Genomic DNA, 18950 nt, shown 5'->3' with positions numbered 1-18950 from the left:
CAATATAAAGATAAGTATTTCTATATTTTAGATTTAGAAATTGTCACAAAGTGTACATTTCGCTTAGGCTATTTTTATTATTCATTAGATGTTTTTTTGTCTTTTATTCGGGTTGATAGTTTTTTTTAAAGAGATGCTGCATTATGCCCGATTCAGCCATTAAAAAAAACCGTTCCCTAGAACGGTTTGTAATCTGGTAATTCATCATGCGGCGTGGCAATACATTTTTCAGTAAACTCAGCGCGGACTTTTTCACGGGCTGCTTTTACATCTGCCTTAATCTCTTCGGCTGGAAGTGCGTAGACTTCATCAATAATGTTCAGAATAAAACCTTTGGTGGTTTCATCATCGATCTTGAGGGCATGCTCGATTGCTTTCTCTTTCTCAATCGCATTCTGACGATCCAGCATAATGGTTCGCGCGGCATTTCCCACACTTCGACAATAACCTTGCCACTGCTCTTCAGGGGTTAAGGGTTTCTTCTCGGCACAACCGGCCAGAGCCAGCATAAACGATAAAGCCAATAACTTTTTCATGAGTTTCTCCTTCCGAGGGGCAATATAAAAGATCGGGGAAGATTTGTCATTTAAAATGCCAGTATGACTCTAAATTTAAAAAAGCCCATCAATGGGCTTTTGTTTTTTAAATGATTAACCGCATGAAGCCTGAAGAATTTTTTTGCTGGCAGGATCTACAGTTACTGTCACACGCTCTTCACGATAATCCATGGTGACTGCTTGGCCCGGCTCGACCATACGTACAATCTGCGCCTGGGTTTTCTGTTTGATTTGCGCTTCAGTCAGGTTGGACTGACCAACCAATGTCATCGCCTGATCGGCAATACATTTAGGCTGGTTCATATGCAGCAACTCCCATTCTTCTACCACCTGTCCATTCTTTAAATGACAATATCCAACCTGGCCATTACTTTCATTACGTATTTCAAGCTTGCCACCCTGATTGACACAATAAGTGCTCGCCGGATTTGGCATACCTATTTTAGGCGCTTCCGTTTCTGATTGTGGTGTAGTGGTACAGGCGCTTAAAGCAACCGCCAGCAAACCGAACAGCATTGTTTTTTTCATGAGCGTGTATTCTTCTTCAATAATTCTGCACTAATTTAGCATATTTCCATACCTTTTCTAGGCACAAGTCTGTGTACATTGTTAATCAAACACCTTCAATAAAGTTTAAGAATAAAAGTATTGCTAAATTCAGTATTGCTATCTTGCCAACTATTTGATTGCTGAAGCTAGAGATGCGTGGAATCTGTTTAAATTGAGACGAATACTAATTTAGCGTTCTCAATTAAGTGATTCTTCATTCCATTATCAACACAATGTCATTACATAAAGTTTAAATAACTGCATTTTTAGATTTGTGATCTTTGCCAGATTGATTTACTATTTGATTGAATTTTAAACTTTCTACTGGCATGACAGACGATCTCCAACTCTCCCTCAAGGAATATCTTGCGACAGTTCAGGAAGTGGTCAAACTCACTTTCGATACGCCGGTATGGGTCAAAGCTGAGATTCGTAACCTTAGTATCAAAGCAGGTCATTATTATCTGGAACTGGCAGAAAAAGAGGCTGATAGCGATCAGGTCATTGCCAGTTGCCGAGCCACCATCTGGAAATTTAGCGCCCAGAAAATTGTCACTCAATTTGAACGTGAAAGCGGGATTGAATTAAGTCGTGATCTCAAAGTTCTGATTAAAGTCAAAGCCAATTTTGATCCACAATATGGTTTTTCTTTAAATATCGTCGAGATTGACTCGGGTTATACCTTGGGTGATATTGCCCGGCGTTATCAGCAGATTATTGACAGGCTAAGCGCTGAAGGGCTGATTCAGCGTAATAGAAACCTGCCCAGCCCTTTTGATTTGAACCGAATTTTAGTGATTGCTCCCGAAAACGCAGCAGGTCTCGGAGATTTCAGAAAAGATGCCGATGCACTACATCGTGCGCAAGTTTGCAAGTTTATCTATCACACTGCGACTTTTCAGGGAAATTCTGCCCCGCAAAGCATTATGCAGAGTCTGGCACAAGCTCTGAAACAATGGGCGAAAACCTATGACACTGCGCCAGATTTAATCGTCATTATTCGGGGTGGCGGAGCAGTCAATGATCTGGCTTATTTAAATGATTATGATCTGGCTGCCCTGCTCTGTAAACGCTCGGTTCCGATTTGGGTGGGCATCGGACATGAAAAAGACCACACCATTCTGGATGAGATTGCGCATCGCTCCTTTGATACTCCGAGTAAAGTCATCGCCGGAATTCGTAATCATATAGTCGAACTCACACAAGATGTCTTGAATTATTTACAGCGGATTCAGCGTTTATCTCAACAGCAAATTCAGGCCTACCAAAATCAGAATGATCAATTCTTAAAACTCATTCAAAGTCTGGCCAACAGCCAAATTATGGATGCCCTGCAACGTCTGCAACAGATCAAGGCCAATACCTCCAGTCTGGCTCAGCAACATACCCAACTAATCAATCAGCAGCTAGATGCCCTGATGCGGGAAACGCTATTGCAAAACCCACGACATGTTTTATCGAAAGGTTATGCCATCGTACGTCAGCAAGAACATGTGGTGGGTTCTATCAACCAGATTCAGCCCAGCGATCCGGTTCAGGTAGAACTGCAGGATGGCATTTTTTCAGCACAACTTATACAGGTACTTCCCCATGACTCATGATACTTTAAGCTTCCAGCAAGGCTATGACATCTTGAAAAAGAATGCGGAATTGCTCGAATCTCAGCAAGAACCGGACATTGATAATCTGATGAAAATCGTGGAAGAATCCATGAGCGCCTATAAAGCCTGCAAGGCACGTGTTGAAGCGGTGCAAAGTGCGCTAAATGACACATTTAAAGATTAGTGATTGAATGACTCTAGTTGAGTAGCTCAGGCTATTTAAGCATCTTTATATCATAAAAAACCCTCAAAAAATGAGGGCTTTTTTCAATTTAATTTACGCTATGAATATCCAGTTCCTCATTACTTGCCAATACGACAGAGGCTAAAATTGGCACCCCCAGAATAAAGGGTACAGCGAAGATCCATAAAACCACAGTCACTTCTGGATCAAAGAAAAATTGAATCGAAAGCGCAGTCAAAATAAGTACAGCGAATAGAATCATTGCAAAACGGATTATAAATTTAGTTGCCATGCGAACATACTCTGATGAGTGAAATTGTACTTTCAATATACACCTAATTTTATTAAGGCTTTATTGATTTTCAATTTATTATGATCTGATTTGATTGATTTTTTATATTTTAGCGCTGATTTATTGCTTCATTCATTTTTCTTAAGGATGTAACAGAAACATAATTTCAGCCATATTTCACAACTTTTTTGCAGCCCATTGCGCTTAAATTCTGATATTCATTGCTTCTACAGGTGTATACCCAAAGCACTGTACTTCATGACAAAGAAAATCACGAACATAAAAAGCCCAATATTGAATTGGACTTTTTTCTTTACTCTTCAACTTCTATGGGATTACCATCTTCAGGGCGAATATGCCGCGTGCCATCATCTGCAGGATCAACACTTGAACCATCTTTGGTAATCGTGTTGTACAGCTCATCCTCTTTCTTATCATCGATAAACTCTTCATCTTCGAAATCTTGAGGCTCATTGTCATCATCGAAGTTTAACGGCTTTTCTTCATCTATCATGGCGATCCATCACTTCTATAACCCAGAAAATATCATGCTCAAACATTTGATCGTTTCATTCAAGGGTCAAGCATGATCATTTGTGTAACCGGGTCTATATTGCGGTTTTCAAGCCAGATACATATCAATAGATACTAGCGTTCTTTGATAAGTCATTTTTTAATCATTATAAATAAAATACCCTCATCCTCTTGCGAAGCAGTGCTTCTCATCCCAGAAGGATGAGGGTATTTTCAGCATCTATTTAAATATGAATAAATTGAACATTTTTTGATCAATTAAAGATATCTAATGAAATCTAGCAATCATTTAAAAATATTTATCTGTCCTTATGATTAGAAACGCCAGTTATAGAACAAGTCAATTGCACGTTCTAAGGACTGACTCGCTTCCAAGTAAAGACGCTGATTCACCTGATAACGTAAAGTCAGCTTGTTCACCGGGGTAAACACCCCAACACCATAACGAAGATATAAATCAGGGGTAATATAGCCGGTCACCGACACCTGGGTATCATCCCCTGTTCCTTGTGCATCTAGTGCCAAACCACTCAAGCCAAACGTCCGTCCAATCTGGTTGGTGAGCGCGCGGGTTCCACCCAGGCCCAGACTGATACCTGCTGCGGCAATGGTATTATTCACATCAGATCTGAATCCTTCAGCCTGACTTAAACCGGATGCACCTTCGTTGATACGACCAGTAATCAAGGCATTTAAAGCTTCCTGCTCTGACAAGCCAGCATCATTATAAATCTGAATATTTGGACTTGAAGCAGTGCCCGTCACCCGTACCCCGACCGTACTTCCCTGAACCGACTTATTGGCATCAACATCCAGCGTCGGATTGGTCAACTCACCATTAAAACGGGCAATGGCACGGTTCAGATCCAGACTCTGACCATAAGCTTCGATTTTCACCCGCTGTGATACCCCGATCGCACCATTGGCACGCATCGCAGTTTCCAGACCCCGCTGTGACAGATTGACCCGGCCCAATAGCGGAATACGGCTATCAAAGCCCTGGAATATCACTTGATTACCCAGAGAAACCGCCACATCAGCCCGAATATCCCAAGGACGGGCAGATTTGAGAATAGCCAGCTGGTCATCACCTTCACGCACCACACGTACATCTGAAGAAAGTCCAACCACAGGTTCTGAGGCTTCAGGCATAGAAATTAGTGCACGTGGCACATCAACCGTACCACTTAGACTCAGCTTTTTATTGAATGGATACATGTCCAAGGTTAAATCGGGCGTAACCACGGCAGTAATTAAAGGTGCCTGACGAATCAGCAGATTTTCACCTTGCAGTTTTAACTGTACTCGCGGATCACCTTTCCAGTCGACTGAACCGGTCAATTTACCCACGCCACGACCACTGTTAAATGCACCATTAATACTGGCAGAATTCTGACGTATCGATGAATACAACTGCACATTGGTCAGATTCACCGGCAAGGAGATCATGCTGATCGAAGCATCTTTGACTCGAACCTCACCTTCCAGCAAAGGATCAGTTAAGGTTCCACTCACTTTTCCGGCATAGGACAAGGTGCCATCCAGATTACGGATGTCCTGAATAAAGGGTTTAAAGACTTTAAGCTGCACCTGATTAAAGGCAATTTCGCCACGCATCGGTTTACTGTCCCGATATGGATCAATAATGACATTGGCATACCCTGTCCCGATATCCGGAGTTTTTACATCCAGTCGAACTTGCAAGCCTTCTGCGACACTTTTTGCCACCAGACCCACTTCATCATATTTTAGGGTAGAACCTAAATAATCCGGGTCTTCCGAAGATAAGCCGACCACACCACTTCGGGTGACCAAACGCGCATCAATTTTTGGTTTAGCACCTTGCGCCCAGGCTGCCTTGGCATAACCATTCACTTTACCGGTCAATGCCAGTCCTTCAGGCAGGAATGCACTGAAATCATCCAGATCCAGGTTTTGGGTCACAAAGGATACGCTGCCACGGGTTTTATTGACCCGAATCGGTTGATCAAAACACAACTGGCTTTGCTGACTCATCCAGCAATGTGTACCGACAAACAGATCAGACTGGGCCGCATTATAAATCACTGCCGCATTTTGACGCTGTACCAAATGAGCACGCAAAGAGTCAAAATCACCTTTTTGAATCTGACCCAGCCAGTTATTTTGTGCATTAAAGCCACCGGCCAGCTGCACAAAGAATTTTGACAGTTTATTTTCTGCCTGAACTTTAAGGATATGCGCCGCACGAGTACCGGCAAGTGATATTTCCCCGCGTACAATTTCCCGTGAACCGCTACGCAAGCGATCCATTGTGGCAGTTAATAAGGTTGCTGTGGTCTGCGAGGTCGGCAACTGTCCGCGGACACGAATTTTTTGCACACTCATCAGGTTTTTAAAGGCAAAATTATCAATCGAAAGATTTGCCGAAGCCTGCAAACGTGGCTGCGCCTGCATATTGATATAGCCCTGCGCACGACCTCTTAAGCCCGGATATAACTCATACAATGCTGGTGCGTTGACTTTGAGTTGCAGATTCTGCGCATTGCCAGTGGCCTGAATCTGGTTGCTGGCATAAGACAGGAACAGGTTATTGGCTTCAAACTGCTCTGGAACAAAACCACGCTGATTTGAATTAATAATGACTGATAAATTACCTGTGCCTCGTACCGGCTTGTTATTTAACATACCGGCCAGATTCAAACGCTGGATCTGAATGCGTTTTAAGGCATCTGACCAAACCCCTTGGGTTTTTACATTGCCCGACAACTCGCCTTTCAGGTTGGCATTAAAATATTGCGGCTTAAAGCGGATTAATGAAGCGTTAATATCCCAGTCAATACCATTTGCCAGATTCACCAGACCATTGGCATTAATCTTGCCAGCGATACCATCATGACGCAATTCATTGACTCTCAATACTTCTGGTGTACCTGAAACACGCAGTTTCAGGATTCCCTGACTGGCTTGCAACTGACTGGCATTTAAAGCCCCATCATAATTGACTGCATAGCCTCTAAAACCACCGCCGGCTTTTTCATTATGGAATAATAAAGCAATGGTACTGTTACCGGTCAGACGTACTGTTTCGTTCTGTTCTGCCAGGCGCCCAGTCAGGTCTACATTAGACAGTTTAATAATCTGCTGATTGGGTTGTGCATAGCCATTGGCCTTGATCTGGCCATTTAAACGGTCTATCGGTGAAGCCGCAGCCAGACTTCGGGTATTTAAGTCCTTGGCGTTTAATAATGCAGTCCATTTCAACTGGCGTTTTTCTTGTGGCAGTTCAATTCGCGCATGACCGCTTAAGCTACCTGCCTGTGCATTGGCGCTATAATTGAAGCTCGGCACATTTAGAATATTATTTTTCAGATCCAGTTTGGCCTGATACATGCCTGCCGGCAGAAGACCTTGTTCGTGCTGTTCGACTTTGGTTGCCACATGAATATTCTGCTGGCCTTCGACCAGTGCCAGTTTCACATCGCCAGACTGACTGCTGAGCCAGCCGACATAGGGTACGGCGCGGTCGATATTTTGCCAGGCAACATCCAGAAGAATCGGTTGTGCTTTATTGTCTTTAACCGGATTCTGATCCAGTTTGATATTCCAAGTTTCATAACGGTCAAAATCTACCAGCGCCGTCAGATGCAGGCCATTTTCCAGATTGCCTTTTGAGGCAATATTGCCATCCAGGCTAGGTGGTAAAAAGTCTTGTACGACTTGCGGGATACGTTCATGCTTAGGATCAATTCCGTTTAATCGTCCGTTCAGATCCCAGCTTACCTGTTCGTTCCAGCCCACTGTCCCGGCAAGGCTAACCGCACCTTTCATCAGCTGGCCATTCAGATCGGTAATATTGAGCTGATTGACCAGATCGGTATACATCACCGCGTTATACTGGCCTTGTGGAATATTTTCACCGATCAGGTCGGTACGGACGTTCAAGTCCAGACGATCGATATCTCCATTGAACTCGGCAATCCCGTCTTTCGTAAACAGTTTCTGCTCAGTCAGAATCGGCCAGTTATAATCCTTAAATTTTAACTCGCCACGCATCGGCACCTGGGGCCGCATTGGATGTACGATGGCCCAACCGGTTAATAAATCGGGTGTATTGGTCGCTACGCCTGCCTGAATCGTATCCAGCGTGCCACGCGCCCGAACCTGAATATCATGAATATTCAAGCTGTCTCTTAAAGAAGGCAGATTGACGATTGCGCGGGCATCCAGTGGATATTTGCCTTCAAACTGCATTTTACCCGTCGCTTCACGCACCGAGAGATAACCCATATCCATGCGGGAATCTTCAAAGTTTAATTCGGTACCAGACCAGAGCGCATCATTTAATTCGATATTATAAAAATCAACTGCCGTGGTTTGGGTTTTAATCACCAGATGATCAAGGAGCAGATGATCGACGCGCAGCACAAAAGGCAAACGGATGGCATTGAACTTGAAAGGTTCGCTGCTAGACGGAGTTTTATTAATAATTTGCAGGTTACGGACATCTGCTTCATTCAGATGAATTTCTTTTTTGATGATCGCCCGCCAGCCCAGTTTTACATCAGCACGATCAATTTTGACATCGACCGGTTTCAGGCTGACCAGCACATTTTTAAGAATAATTCCACGCCATAAATTTCCGCCTTCATATTCATAATGAATAATTTGCTGGCGTTGTAATACCTGATCTAGCAGGAACTTACTGCCCTGATTGGTCGAAAACAGCAGCGCCAGCACAGAGAGCAGGAAAATGAGTGAGAAAAGTACCGACAACAGGATACTTCTCAATATACGGCGCTTTTTCGGCACAACGCTATCTTGTGGTTGTTGTTCTGGCTGTGGTTGGTTCTCGACCATGATCTACTCAAATAACTATTTTTAAAAAATGATGTTTTATAACTGCGAACCAATAAAGAAATGCAGACGAATTGGGTGATTGTCATCAGACAATCCAGTCGCCACATCGATACGAATCGGTCCAATCGGTGAGGCCCAACGTATCCCCACACCCGCACCATATTCGGTCGGATTACTGAACTCTTTATTATAAGCATTTCCGGCATCTGCAAAAACCGCAGCACGCCAGCCTTCCCTAAACTGATAGTTATACTCTAAGGAAGCAACCCCTAAGGCCTGACCACCGACTTTAAAGCCTTCAATTTCCGGAGAAAGACTCTTGTAATCAAAACCACGAATGCTCTGGTCACCACCGGTGAAATATCTCAGGTTATACGGCACTTTGGCAAAATCTTCAGTGAAGATATAACCGGCATCGGCACGTCCAACAAACTGATGATCTGCATTTTCACCCAATGAATAGATAAAACGCCAGCCTGCATTTACAATCGCCATATCTGCATCAGACAATAACGCCTCACTACCCAGCTCGACTTTGTAGGTCTGTTTGAAACCCTTGGTCGGATTGACCCGACGATCGGTATCGGTACGTGAAACTTCATAACCGACCAGTAACGACTGCTGTTCATCTTCGGTATTAAAGCGAAACGCTTCCGGAATCTGGTTAAAATCAACAGAACCATTCTGCTTCAAGCGATCCAGACGGTAACGCGCTCCAAAAGTACGCTGCCAGTTACCCAGCGGGTTTTTAATAATCCGGTCTACACCCAGCACTGCCGATTCAATTTGCAGACCTTCACCTTGAGCCACGCCATCACGTTCTTCGCGCTCATAACCACCGACAATACTGACATAATCATTCAGCGGATGGTGATAAGGAATGTTATAACGACCATCGATGGACTGCCGGATACCGGACAACTCGAGGTTGGCATCAAAAGAATGTCCGCGCTTATTTACAATGGCGCGGCGGTACTGACCACGTAGACGGATATTGGTATCTGTTCCATAACCCAGACCCAGTTCAGCACTGTTTAAACGGTCTGCATTTAAAGTCACAATCACTGGAACTTTCTTCTCTTCCCGCGCTTGTGCCTTTAAACGCTCCTGCTCATTTTCTTTGGTCTGCTGCTCGACCCGCAAGCTTCTTAAATTTGGATTTTCCTGATCGCGGCTACCGGCAAACTGGTCTTCATCGACGACATTTTGAGTGACTTCTTTAGCAGATGCCACTGAGCGATCAGGCTGTGTCGCAGTCGCCTGATCTTCAGAAAGTTTCTGTTCTTCTATCAGGCTTTGAATATCCGGTGCCAGCTCCAGCTCCCTGTCAACCGGATCAGGGCGAATTGCGTCCACCAGGGTATAGTTAAAATAGCGCGAGTTGGTCAGGTTATTGGCCAGGCTATTCACTCGCCAGAAGGTATAGTCTGCACCATCTTTCCAGGTGACCAGACTTTCGAGTACATCACGATCCAGCGGAAATTCCTTTTCAGGATCACTCATTCTAAACTCGACATTGCCCAGCTTGTAACGCTCGCCTGTCTCGAAACGTAGATTTACATCGGCCGTATTTTGTGGCTGTGCAATCTTGACATCATGCAAGCGCCAGTATGAATCAAAATAACCGTTGTTATTGGCGGCAGTATTAATCCGTTGTTTGGTCTGTTCATAATTGCCGTGATTGAAAATATCGCCCTCTTCCTGCTCAGGCAAAAGACTGATGACCTGGAATTGCGGCTGTTCCGCACCCGCTCCGCTAAATTCCAGATTTTGTGTAGTGATCAGCACAGGTTCATTCGGGGTGACAAAAACCCGAACGCGACTATCAGAGATTTTTTCAAACCTGAACTGGGCATTGTAATAACCGACTGCCTGTGCCGCCTGTCGGGACAAGGTTCGCAGTTGTGGCAAAGCGGAATTAAAGTCGCCAAAAGACTCCTGGGTAAAACTGGACAGTTTGGCTTTGATATTATTTCTTAAATTCAGATAGCCTTCAGGCTCAGCTCTACGATTCAGCATACCATTGCTTTGCGCAATACCTTCGCCGTTCATAATCACCACATCCGCACTAATTCGCGGAACTCTCGCGGTCATGATCTGACGTGGCGGACGGATTTTATAAAATAGTCGTTTAAAAATATTGGGACGTTTCTCATCTTCAGCAACAAGTGGCCCCGTTACTTCTGGCAAAGTCATGCCAGCTTCATTATTTTGTACAATAATCTGGCTGTCTGCCTGAATCGATTGCATCAACTGGTCGACATTTACAGGTGCCTGATTGATTTCAAGTAACTCTTGCTGACTGATATCTGCTACGACTGTTTCAACGGTCTGGGTATTGCGATAATTTTGTGCTTCCTGCTTGGCTTGCTCGGCCTCACGATAAATTTCATTCGCCATGTTCTGGTCAATGGACTGGATCGGCAGCTCTTCCAGATCATCGAACTGGATCGGTGTAAATACGTCCAGACCGGAGCCTGCATTTTGCTGTTGCTCCAGCATCAACATGCTGTCGACAGATGCTTCCGGCTGTATCGCTTCTTCAATTTTTTCGGTGGCTTCATTTTCAGATGTGACCAGTCCCTGTCGCATCGCTTCTTTGGACAGTTCATCTACCATTTCTGCCTGAGAAATGGCCACAGGTGTTTCAGGCTGTTCGGTTTGTGCCATGCTCTGATGGGATAACATCATAAAAAAAATGCTCATACACAGCTGTGCCCCACTCTGAAGTGGTATAAGCGACCCCATACTGCGATGAAGCATCGTTTTTTTAAATTTTTTCTTTGCAGGCATGGCAAACTCGAAACGAATACATTCTTTAATTGATTATTTGACCGAAAAATATAAGCTAAAGAGCTTAATTGATTGGTTTTTACCTTTACATGGCTGAAAGTATCTTACATGATTTTTCTCAATGTTTACGCATAACTGACATTTCTTAATAAAACTTAATGTAGCACGCTCTATATGAACAAAAATGAACATTTGTTAGCTTCTCGGCGCTTTTTACCGATGTTTCTGACGCAGTTTTTTGGTGCATTAAACGATAATGTATTTAAACAAGCGTTACTCCTGGTCATCACCTACGGCTGGATTCAGCAACAATCGGCCAGCATCAGCACCTTGAATAATCTGGCTGCTTTGCTGTTTATCCTGCCTTATTTTATTTTTTCAGCCACCGCCGGACAAATTGCCGATAAATACGAACGTTCACAGCTGATTCGCTATTTAAAGATTCTGGAAATTGTGATTATGTTGTTGGGAACGGTGGGTTTCCTGCTTGGCAATCTCTGGATTCTGTTATTTGCCTTGTTCCTGATGGGAACCCAGTCCACCTTCTTTGGCCCAATCAAATATGCCATTTTACCGGAAGTGCTAAAACCCAATGAGCTGATGTCTGGCAATGCCCTGTTTCAGTCCGGAACATCGCTGGCAATTTTATTCGGTATGATTCTGGGTGGTGCGGTCATTGCTGCATCTTCTGGTAATCTGATCTGGATCAGTTTAACAGTCGTTGTGATCGCCCTGATTGGTTATGGATCGAGTCGTTATATTCTCAAACAGAATATCCCTGCGCCAGAACTGCAAATTGACTGGAATTTTTTCCGTACCAGCTTGCAAACATTAAAATATGCCCAGGGTTTGCCATTAGTCTTTACCATTTTATTGGGCAACTCATGGTACTGGTTTTACGGCGCAACCTATCTGACTCAAATCCCTCAACTGACCTTGCAAAATCTGCATGCCTCTGAAAATGTTGCCAGCCTGCTCTTAACTTTCTTTTCTGTCGGAATCGGGCTAGGTTCATATTTATGCCGTAAAATTGGCGGCAGCAAGGTCAATATCAAGATGGTGCCTTTTGGCGCAATCGGTCTGGTGATCTTTGCCCTATATCTGGCCGCGAGTCTGGCCTTTGTTCCAGCACGTACCGGTGAATTAATCGGTCTGGCTGATGTGTTTCAGCAAGGCTGGAGTTATTACCATGTGATGCTGGCAGTGACCTTACTCGGGATTAGTGGCGGTTTTTATATCGTACCGCTTTATGCCATGATGCAGGCGCATTCTCCCCGCTCACATCGTGCGCGTGTGGTTGCAGCAAATAACATTCTGAATGCCGTTTTCATGGTATCTTCTGCTATATTTTCGATTATTATTTTAAGTGTTTTAGAGCTTGATCTTAAAATACTTTTTTGTATTACCGCAGTGTTAAGCGGCCTGTTTACCCTATGGCTGCTTTTCCGACTCAAACCCATGATCAAAACCGCGAAAACACCCTTGGAGGATTAATTCATGCGTCAATATACAGGTGTCGACAAGCTGATTCATTCTTTTGATCAGGCATTACGCAGTCTCGTCCCGGGCACGACATCGGCACAACGTGAAAATCCAGCCCAACCGGTAGAAACACAATTGACGGTGAGCGATGCCCGTCATGTGGCAGGTTTGATGCGGGTCAATCATAGTGGTGAAGTGTGTGCACAGGCGCTCTATCATGGTCAGGCCATGACGGCAAAACTTCCGAATGTGCGTCGTGAAATGGAACAGGCGGCAGTTGAAGAACAGGATCATCTGGCCTGGTGTGAAGACCGCTTGAAAGAACTGGATAGCCATACCAGTCTGCTCAATCCGGTCTGGTACGGCCTGTCCTTTGGTATGGGCGCGCTGGCCGGAATTGCCGGTGATAAATACAGTCTGGGTTTTGTCGCAGAAACTGAACGTCAGGTGAGCATGCATTTGCAGCATCATATCAGTCAGTTGCCGCCGCAAGATGAGCGTTCTCGGCGCATTCTGGAACAGATGAATGAAGATGAGCTGCATCATCGGGATACAGCGTTGAAGGCAGGCGGTGTAGATCTGCCTGCTCCGGTCAAAATCACCATGACAGCTATTTCCAAACTCATGACCAAGACCAGTTATTTTATTTAAAAAGATCGATCCGATCTCAGCCCACGCATTGTGGGCTTTTTAATGTGTCTCAAATTTTGATCTAAATTTATTCGCTAAAGATATGCGATCATCCTTTATTTACAATCCATATAAAATATGAGAAATACCACAGCTTTTCATTTCAATACTTCTTGCTCATTTCCGAGAGTAAATTCAGCTGGATTTCCTGTATTTGCGCCAGCCTTTCCCATTGATGCATTAATAGATGATCGAGTTTTTCATGTAAATGCTGGATTTCCAGTTCGGCTTTTAAATTGATCTGATAATCATTTTGAGAACGTAGATGGTCTTTTGCCTCTTGTCTATTCTGACTCATCATAATGACCGGTGCCTGAATTGCCGCGAGACAGGACAGAATTAAATTTAACAGGATAAAGGGATAAGGATCGGCAGGTTGAGTTACCAAAACAACCGTATTAATCGTAATCCACAGACCCAGAAAAATTGCAAAGCAAATTAAGAATGTCCAGCTTCCACCAAAAGTTGCAACTTTATCGGCCAGCCTTTCACCCAAGGTCCACTTTTGCTCTAATTCCGTTTCCACATTTTTGGTGATCAGTTCATGCTGATGCATGCTATGAATCACTTCGACCTCAAGATCTGTGACCTCACCCTTTTCCAAACTTAATAATGAATGTACATACTGCATGCGATAGCGGGTTAGATCTGTCTGACAAATATAATCTTGCGGCGTCCAGACTGGAATATCCTTGCCAATCTCTTCAGTAATGACTTTTCTGACCGTTCCCATCGGAGTAAGATCTTTCAGAAGAAAGTGCTTGCCGCACACCAAACATTTATGGCTCTCATTTTTTTCTTTCATGATAATTCTCTTTTTAAACCAGCTCACTCAGCTATAATTTTTATATAATTGTTTTTATTAAATAAGTTTGATCCCTTGGATATCAATTATATATCAAGTCCGTCTGGTCTTTTGAATAAATGAATTTCACCTCGGTTTTATTTTGGATTGATAAAATACTTAACCAAGCGCACTATGATCTGATCATTCAAGGTAATTTTCAGATCGATTCAATCCTACTATCTATACATGACTTAAATTTACTATAATCATAATGATAATAAAAAAGGGCTTCATTGTGCGCCATTCATACCATCTTGAAAAACATTATATCGAACGTGCGGGCTGGCTTCGTGCAGCTGTACTGGGGGCAAATGACGGGATTATTTCGGTCACCAGTCTGGTGGTGGGTATCGCAGCCAGTGGAGCATCCACTGAAATTTTATTGGTGACCTGTGTTGCCGGATTGATTTCTGGCGCCGCATCAATGGCGGCCGGTGAATATATTTCAGTAAAATCCCAGCAAGATATTGAAACCAATGATCTACTCATGGAAGAGCGCGAACTGCAACGCCATCCCACCCATGAATTAAATGAACTCAAAACGATTTATATACAACGAGGTCTGGAACCCGCTTTGGCACAACAGGTCGCTGAACAGCTGACCGACCATAATGCCTTGGATGCCCATGCCCGGGATGAAATTGGTATTTCAGCACATACCTCGGCTCAGCCCTTTCTCGCTGCATTTTCTTCGGCTATGGCATTTACGGTAGGTTCATTATTTCCTTTAATTTCAATCATGATTCTACCGGAACACTATCTGGATAAAGGCGTCATGCTGATTGGCGTTTTAAGTTTGGGGATGATGGGTGCACTGGCGAGCTATGCCGGTGGAGTAAGTGTCTGGAGAGGTGCAGTCCGGGTGATGCTCTGGGGAATTATCGCCATGTTATTCAGTGCGTGGATCGGATCATTATTTAATGTGTCTGTTGCCTAAATATGGGTTTATTTTTTAGTTAAATACAGAATAGGATTGAGCGGTTCTTCTATTAACATCACTGAAAAATGTTTTTTCGAAAAACTAACGGCTCTAACAAAACTTGAGTTTAATTAATATATGTTCGGTCTTAATTTAGATGCTTAAAACCTAAGATCTATGCCTGAGAGGTATTGTTATGGAAACTACGATCATTCTTGCCATCTTGGCGATCATTATCGTATTGCTGATCATTTTTTATAACAAGAAAAAGTGAAATAGCGATGATTCATTTCTTGCTACTTTGAGGTTTTTTATCGAGCTTAAAATAAATTCCAGAGCTTTAAATCAATCAAATATTAATTCCCTGTCGGAAAACCATGAAATCCCCATTGGATCACATAAAGGATCCCAAGGATTAAAATCACCGAAACCACAATTTCCAATATTTTCATTTTTAAATGATTCCTAAACTCTGCCTGAGCTATCTTATCTGAATTTTTCTTTTCATATAAAAACAAAAAACTGCATCATAAAAAAGCCTGATCTTGTTTGATCAGGCTGGTTAATTATTCTTATATTCTTACTGGATAAATTGTATTAGCAGAAAATTAGGTGATTCGATTTAAATCAGCTGTTCAACTGTTGGAAAGCTATGTGATCCGTGCTCGAACATTGCATCCTTCCAGATATCAAACATCGGCACTTTCACATCCAGAGCCAAAGGTAATTTTTTTTCATTAAACTGCATATGTTGAAAATCTGATCCCCAGGCAATCAGATCCACATCTAAGCTAATCTGATGCGATGGGCGTACTCGGCCTGATGCCTGTTCCAGTTGTTTGAGCAGCTCAATCAGCACATCACTGGACAGCGAACTTCGCAATAAACATGCTGCATTCCAGTAATCGGCGCCTATGCCATCGCGGCAAGGAATCCTATAAACAGGAGAAAACTGTACTTCTCCCCATTCGGAAATACGTTGCTGTGCAGCTTGAAAATGTTGCTGAGGATGACAATTACTCGCTAATGCTAGGGCGAAAATCGTTTCGGTGGCGTTCAAGACGTATCCCTACAGAATTGGCTTGCGCGATAATGGCAGGCTTACGGATCGTAATATTAATCGATTCAATTGCTGTAAAGGTAGTAAAAAGTGCATTCAACACCAACTTTGCTGCATGTTCAATCAATTCAGGCTTGGCCTCTTGAATGACTTTGCTGGAAATCTCACAAATTTCTGCATAATTCAGCGTATCTGCAAGTGCATCTGAATTTGATGCCTGTTCTAAATCGGTTTGAATGGTCAAATCCAGCATTAGAGGCTGAATAATTTGACGCTCCCAGTTAAAGCAGCCCACGACTGTCTCAACCTTTAAACCTTCAATAATAATGGCGTCCATTGGATTGCTCGAGAATTTAATACTGACCACATCCCTCTCAAGCTCCTCTTTAAAGGGAGGAGCTTTTAAAGTCCCCCTTTAAAAAAGGGGGATTTAGGGGGATTTTTCCAAGTCTAGATGGGTTTAAGATTAATGCTTTAACAGTAAATTCGGATCAATGTCCTGAATCATTTGCAAACGCTGATCGGCATAGATATCGGTATATGGTGCCAAAATTCGCATAAAACGGTCGAAATACAGCATTTGCTTAAACAGCAAAGCAAAGTCGCGCGGGAAGCGGATGCCGTGACGTTCACCCACAGCCACCATATCCATCATGATATCGTTCAGATCAGCCGGATTTGATGTTAACAGCTCCTGAGGGTCTGCCATCAATACGCCACTGAATAAACGCTCAAGATCCGCTGCCAGAACTTTGGTATCAATCTGCACAGCAGTCATACCCATTTTCAGCATGTTCTGTGCCATCAACTCATAATTGGTATGTTGCAATGAATCCATAAATGCCATACATGCCGTCCATACCTCAGGTTTGAGCTGGCCAACAATGCCAAAATCGATAAAACCGACACGGCCATCTTCGAGCAGCATCAGGTTGCCTGCATGCAGATCGGCATGGAAACTGTTACACATCATCAGGCTGCCAAACCAGGTGTTCATTGCGGTAATGAGTACTTGAGATGGATCTTTGGATACTTTTTTGACCACTTCAAAATCGGTCAATGGCACACCATACAAGCGTTGCATGGTCAGCACACGACGGGTCGAATACTGATGATAAACCTTAGGTGCAGTCGCTGCCTTATTATTGGTGATATTCAGATAATTGACAAAATCATCCAGATTCTGGGCTTCTTCGATAAAATCAACTTCACGTACCATCCGGGTTTTGATTTCATCAACAATATCGGCCAGCGAAGCGAATTTGACTTTGGGCACGGCTTTTTCCAGCACTTTGGTCGCCCAGTGCAGTACATTTAAATCGGTGTATAAAATAGTTTCCACACCCGGTTTTTGTACCTTAATCACGACATCTTCGCCAGACACCAGCTTGGCCGCATGCACCTGTGCAATAGACGCAGAGGCCAATGGCGTTTCATCAATCGAGGCAAAGATCTCATCCAGATTACGCCCTTCAAATTCAGAGGCCAACACTTGCTGGATATAACTGAACGGCAAGCGTGGAGTCTGATCCAGACAGCCCTGAAATTCTTCTACATATTCACGCGGAAATAGAGACGGCGTACTGGCAATAAACTGCCCCAGCTTGATATAAGTTGAACCCAGAGATTCAAAAGTCTCCCGCATGAGTTTGGCATTGCTTGGCTTTTCAGTAGCATATTTAAAGCCCGCCTTTGCCGCAACGACCGCTGTTTCTCCCATGCGGGCAACTGAACGTATTCCATCTAACCAGATATTGTTTTTCATAATGTCTTAGGAAAAATTAATTACATGCAGTGTAGCAAAAAAATATTAATTTGCAGGCTTATCTTGCCTGACAGATCGGACAATCTGTATCTTTTTCGAAAGCGAGAATCCGCTGCTTAAAACTCAATCCATCCCATAACAGCAGTTTTTGTCTGAGTGGCATCAATCCCAAACCCAGATATAACAAGGCATGATGGGCTTGCAAGCTGGCCATCACGTTAGGCGTGGTCGCCAGTACTCCGGAATCTGCACAGCGCAGACTTTCATCGGCCTGATTCTCGGGTGGGAATAGGCAGGCATAGCAGGCCGAATCCCCTTCGAGCATAAAAAGTTGCCCTTGCAGGCCAATCGCCGAGGCACTCAACAAAGGTACATTCAGTTCTACACAGCGCTGATTAACCAGATAACGTGTCGCAAACTGGTCGCAACCATCCAGCACCAAGTCCTGATGCCGAATCACACTGACTGCATTTTCAGCCGTTAAGGCCTGATTAATATATTCAACCTGTACGTTTGGATTAATTTGGCCCAGTCGTTTCGCCAGAATTTCTGCTTTGTAAAGTCCAAGATCCTGCGGTGTAAATGCAAGTTGTCGCTGTAAATTGCTCATCTCGATCGTATCTGGATCGATTAGGGTAATTTTTCCTACACCGGCACGTGCCAAAAGCTCTGCCAGTGCACAGCCAATTCCACCACAACCAACAATGCAGACATTAGAAAATTTTAACCGTTCTTGAGCATCAATATCCCAGTCATCTAAGAGAATCTGACGGCTATACAGATGCAATTCAGCATCGGTGAGTTCGAATTCTGGGGATATGGCATCCATATTAAATGT

At 43.6% G+C, this 18950-nt stretch carries 16 protein-coding genes; 5 read left to right on the top strand and 11 right to left on the bottom strand.

All coding sequences use genetic code 11. From position 1 onward, the window contains the following. Nucleotides 1–176: 176 nt before the first annotated feature. Both FTT75_RS03790 and FTT75_RS03785 read right to left on the bottom strand, forming a co-directional pair. Entirely contained in the window at nt 177–536 is a 360-nt protein-coding gene (locus FTT75_RS03790) for a hypothetical protein (protein WP_005097193.1), read from the bottom strand. Between the two features lie 114 nt (nt 537–650). Beyond that, nucleotides 651–1085, bottom strand: coding sequence for an I78 family peptidase inhibitor (locus FTT75_RS03785; protein ID WP_005170565.1), 435 nt, complete (start codon nt 1083–1085; stop codon nt 651–653). Between the two features lie 350 nt (nt 1086–1435). Here FTT75_RS03785 and xseA point away from each other — a divergent pair, with 350 nt between their 5' ends. After that, the gene (gene xseA / locus FTT75_RS03780) at nt 1436–2707 is read left to right on the top strand and encodes an exodeoxyribonuclease VII large subunit (protein ID WP_180185920.1); all 1272 of its coding nucleotides are present in this window, start codon (nt 1436–1438) and stop codon (nt 2705–2707) included. Next, nucleotides 2697–2891 carry an exodeoxyribonuclease VII small subunit gene (xseB, locus tag FTT75_RS03775; protein ID WP_005170556.1) on the top strand — a complete coding sequence of 65 codons (195 nt, stop codon included), beginning with the start codon at nt 2697–2699 and terminating at the stop codon, nt 2889–2891. Before xseA ends, xseB begins: the two co-directional genes overlap by 11 nt. A gap of 88 nt (nt 2892–2979) precedes the next feature. Here the strand turns inward: xseB and FTT75_RS03770 are convergent, their stop codons facing one another. The 4 genes from FTT75_RS03770 to FTT75_RS03755 form a co-directional block, all read right to left on the bottom strand. Beyond that, nucleotides 2980–3183 (bottom strand): hypothetical protein, encoded by a 204-nt coding sequence (locus tag FTT75_RS03770; RefSeq protein WP_005097198.1) that lies wholly within the window; start codon nt 3181–3183, stop codon nt 2980–2982. 313 nt (nt 3184–3496) lie between these two features. Then, nucleotides 3497–3697 (bottom strand): hypothetical protein, encoded by a 201-nt coding sequence (locus FTT75_RS03765; protein WP_005097200.1) that lies wholly within the window; start codon nt 3695–3697, stop codon nt 3497–3499. 335 nt (nt 3698–4032) lie between these two features. Beyond that, nucleotides 4033–8556 (bottom strand): translocation/assembly module TamB domain-containing protein, encoded by a 4524-nt coding sequence (locus tag FTT75_RS03760; protein ID WP_180185919.1) that lies wholly within the window; start codon nt 8554–8556, stop codon nt 4033–4035. 36 nt (nt 8557–8592) lie between these two features. Further along, the gene (locus tag FTT75_RS03755; RefSeq protein ID WP_180185918.1) at nt 8593–11349 is read right to left on the bottom strand and encodes an autotransporter assembly complex family protein; all 2757 of its coding nucleotides are present in this window, start codon (nt 11347–11349) and stop codon (nt 8593–8595) included. A 174-nt stretch (nt 11350–11523) separates the two neighbouring features. On the opposite strand from FTT75_RS03755, the gene FTT75_RS03750 reads away from it, so the two are divergent. Both FTT75_RS03750 and coq7 read left to right on the top strand, forming a co-directional pair. Continuing rightward, complete coding sequence (locus FTT75_RS03750; RefSeq protein WP_180040138.1) at nt 11524–12843, top strand: MFS transporter; 1320 nt, start codon at nt 11524–11526, stop codon at nt 12841–12843. A gap of 3 nt (nt 12844–12846) precedes the next feature. Then, complete coding sequence (coq7, locus tag FTT75_RS03745; protein WP_100355338.1) at nt 12847–13482, top strand: 2-polyprenyl-3-methyl-6-methoxy-1,4-benzoquinone monooxygenase; 636 nt, start codon at nt 12847–12849, stop codon at nt 13480–13482. 142 nt (nt 13483–13624) lie between these two features. On the opposite strand, the gene FTT75_RS03740 is transcribed toward coq7, so the two are convergent. Then, nucleotides 13625–14326, bottom strand: coding sequence for a DUF1003 domain-containing protein (locus FTT75_RS03740; protein WP_180185917.1), 702 nt, complete (start codon nt 14324–14326; stop codon nt 13625–13627). A gap of 277 nt (nt 14327–14603) precedes the next feature. On the opposite strand from FTT75_RS03740, the gene FTT75_RS03735 reads away from it, so the two are divergent. Then, complete coding sequence (locus FTT75_RS03735; protein WP_005097209.1) at nt 14604–15305, top strand: VIT family protein; 702 nt, start codon at nt 14604–14606, stop codon at nt 15303–15305. 604 nt (nt 15306–15909) lie between these two features. On the opposite strand, the gene FTT75_RS03730 is transcribed toward FTT75_RS03735, so the two are convergent. The 4 genes from FTT75_RS03730 to FTT75_RS03715 form a co-directional block, all read right to left on the bottom strand. Next, nucleotides 15910–16347, bottom strand: coding sequence for a 2-amino-4-hydroxy-6-hydroxymethyldihydropteridine diphosphokinase (locus FTT75_RS03730; protein WP_005263244.1), 438 nt, complete (start codon nt 16345–16347; stop codon nt 15910–15912). Continuing rightward, complete coding sequence (folB, locus tag FTT75_RS03725; RefSeq protein WP_034439422.1) at nt 16304–16684, bottom strand: dihydroneopterin aldolase; 381 nt, start codon at nt 16682–16684, stop codon at nt 16304–16306. The genes FTT75_RS03730 and folB overlap by 44 nt, the downstream gene beginning before the upstream one ends. A 129-nt stretch (nt 16685–16813) precedes the next feature. Continuing rightward, entirely contained in the window at nt 16814–18112 is a 1299-nt protein-coding gene (locus FTT75_RS03720) for an AarF/ABC1/UbiB kinase family protein (RefSeq protein WP_005097212.1), read from the bottom strand. Nucleotides 18113–18170: 58 nt separating this feature from the next. Beyond that, on the bottom strand, nt 18171–18941 hold the full coding sequence (locus FTT75_RS03715) for a HesA/MoeB/ThiF family protein (RefSeq protein WP_034608477.1): 771 nt from the start codon (nt 18939–18941) through the stop codon (nt 18171–18173). Nucleotides 18942–18950: the final 9 nt, after the last annotated feature.

The organism is Acinetobacter sp. YH01008 (assembly GCF_013420435.1).
GTDB lineage: Bacteria > Pseudomonadota > Gammaproteobacteria > Pseudomonadales > Moraxellaceae > Acinetobacter > Acinetobacter pseudolwoffii.
Note: the sequence above shows the minus strand (reverse complement) of the source record. Positions and strands in the feature narration are given on the sequence as shown.

What these genes read in the sequence shown, in the direction of transcription:
- xseA (WP_180185920.1), top strand. Translation starts at nt 1,436, where the DNA reads ATGACAGACGATCTCCAACTCTCCCTCAAGGAATATCTTGCGACAGTT.
- FTT75_RS03785 (WP_005170565.1), bottom strand. Translation starts at nt 1,085, where the DNA reads ATGAAAAAAACAATGCTGTTCGGTTTGCTGGCGGTTGCTTTAAGCGCC.
- FTT75_RS03720 (WP_005097212.1), bottom strand. Translation starts at nt 18,112, where the DNA reads ATGAAAAACAATATCTGGTTAGATGGAATACGTTCAGTTGCCCGCATG.
- FTT75_RS03740 (WP_180185917.1), bottom strand. Translation starts at nt 14,326, where the DNA reads ATGAAAGAAAAAAATGAGAGCCATAAATGTTTGGTGTGCGGCAAGCAC.
- coq7 (WP_100355338.1), top strand. Translation starts at nt 12,847, where the DNA reads ATGCGTCAATATACAGGTGTCGACAAGCTGATTCATTCTTTTGATCAG.
- folB (WP_034439422.1), bottom strand. Translation starts at nt 16,684, where the DNA reads ATGGACGCCATTATTATTGAAGGTTTAAAGGTTGAGACAGTCGTGGGC.
- xseB (WP_005170556.1), top strand. Translation starts at nt 2,697, where the DNA reads ATGACTCATGATACTTTAAGCTTCCAGCAAGGCTATGACATCTTGAAA.
- FTT75_RS03750 (WP_180040138.1), top strand. Translation starts at nt 11,524, where the DNA reads ATGAACAAAAATGAACATTTGTTAGCTTCTCGGCGCTTTTTACCGATG.
- FTT75_RS03770 (WP_005097198.1), bottom strand. Translation starts at nt 3,183, where the DNA reads ATGGCAACTAAATTTATAATCCGTTTTGCAATGATTCTATTCGCTGTA.
- FTT75_RS03765 (WP_005097200.1), bottom strand. Translation starts at nt 3,697, where the DNA reads ATGATAGATGAAGAAAAGCCGTTAAACTTCGATGATGACAATGAGCCT.
- FTT75_RS03790 (WP_005097193.1), bottom strand. Translation starts at nt 536, where the DNA reads ATGAAAAAGTTATTGGCTTTATCGTTTATGCTGGCTCTGGCCGGTTGT.
- FTT75_RS03760 (WP_180185919.1), bottom strand. Translation starts at nt 8,556, where the DNA reads ATGGTCGAGAACCAACCACAGCCAGAACAACAACCACAAGATAGCGTT.
- FTT75_RS03715 (WP_034608477.1), bottom strand. Translation starts at nt 18,941, where the DNA reads ATGGATGCCATATCCCCAGAATTCGAACTCACCGATGCTGAATTGCAT.
- FTT75_RS03755 (WP_180185918.1), bottom strand. Translation starts at nt 11,349, where the DNA reads ATGCCTGCAAAGAAAAAATTTAAAAAAACGATGCTTCATCGCAGTATG.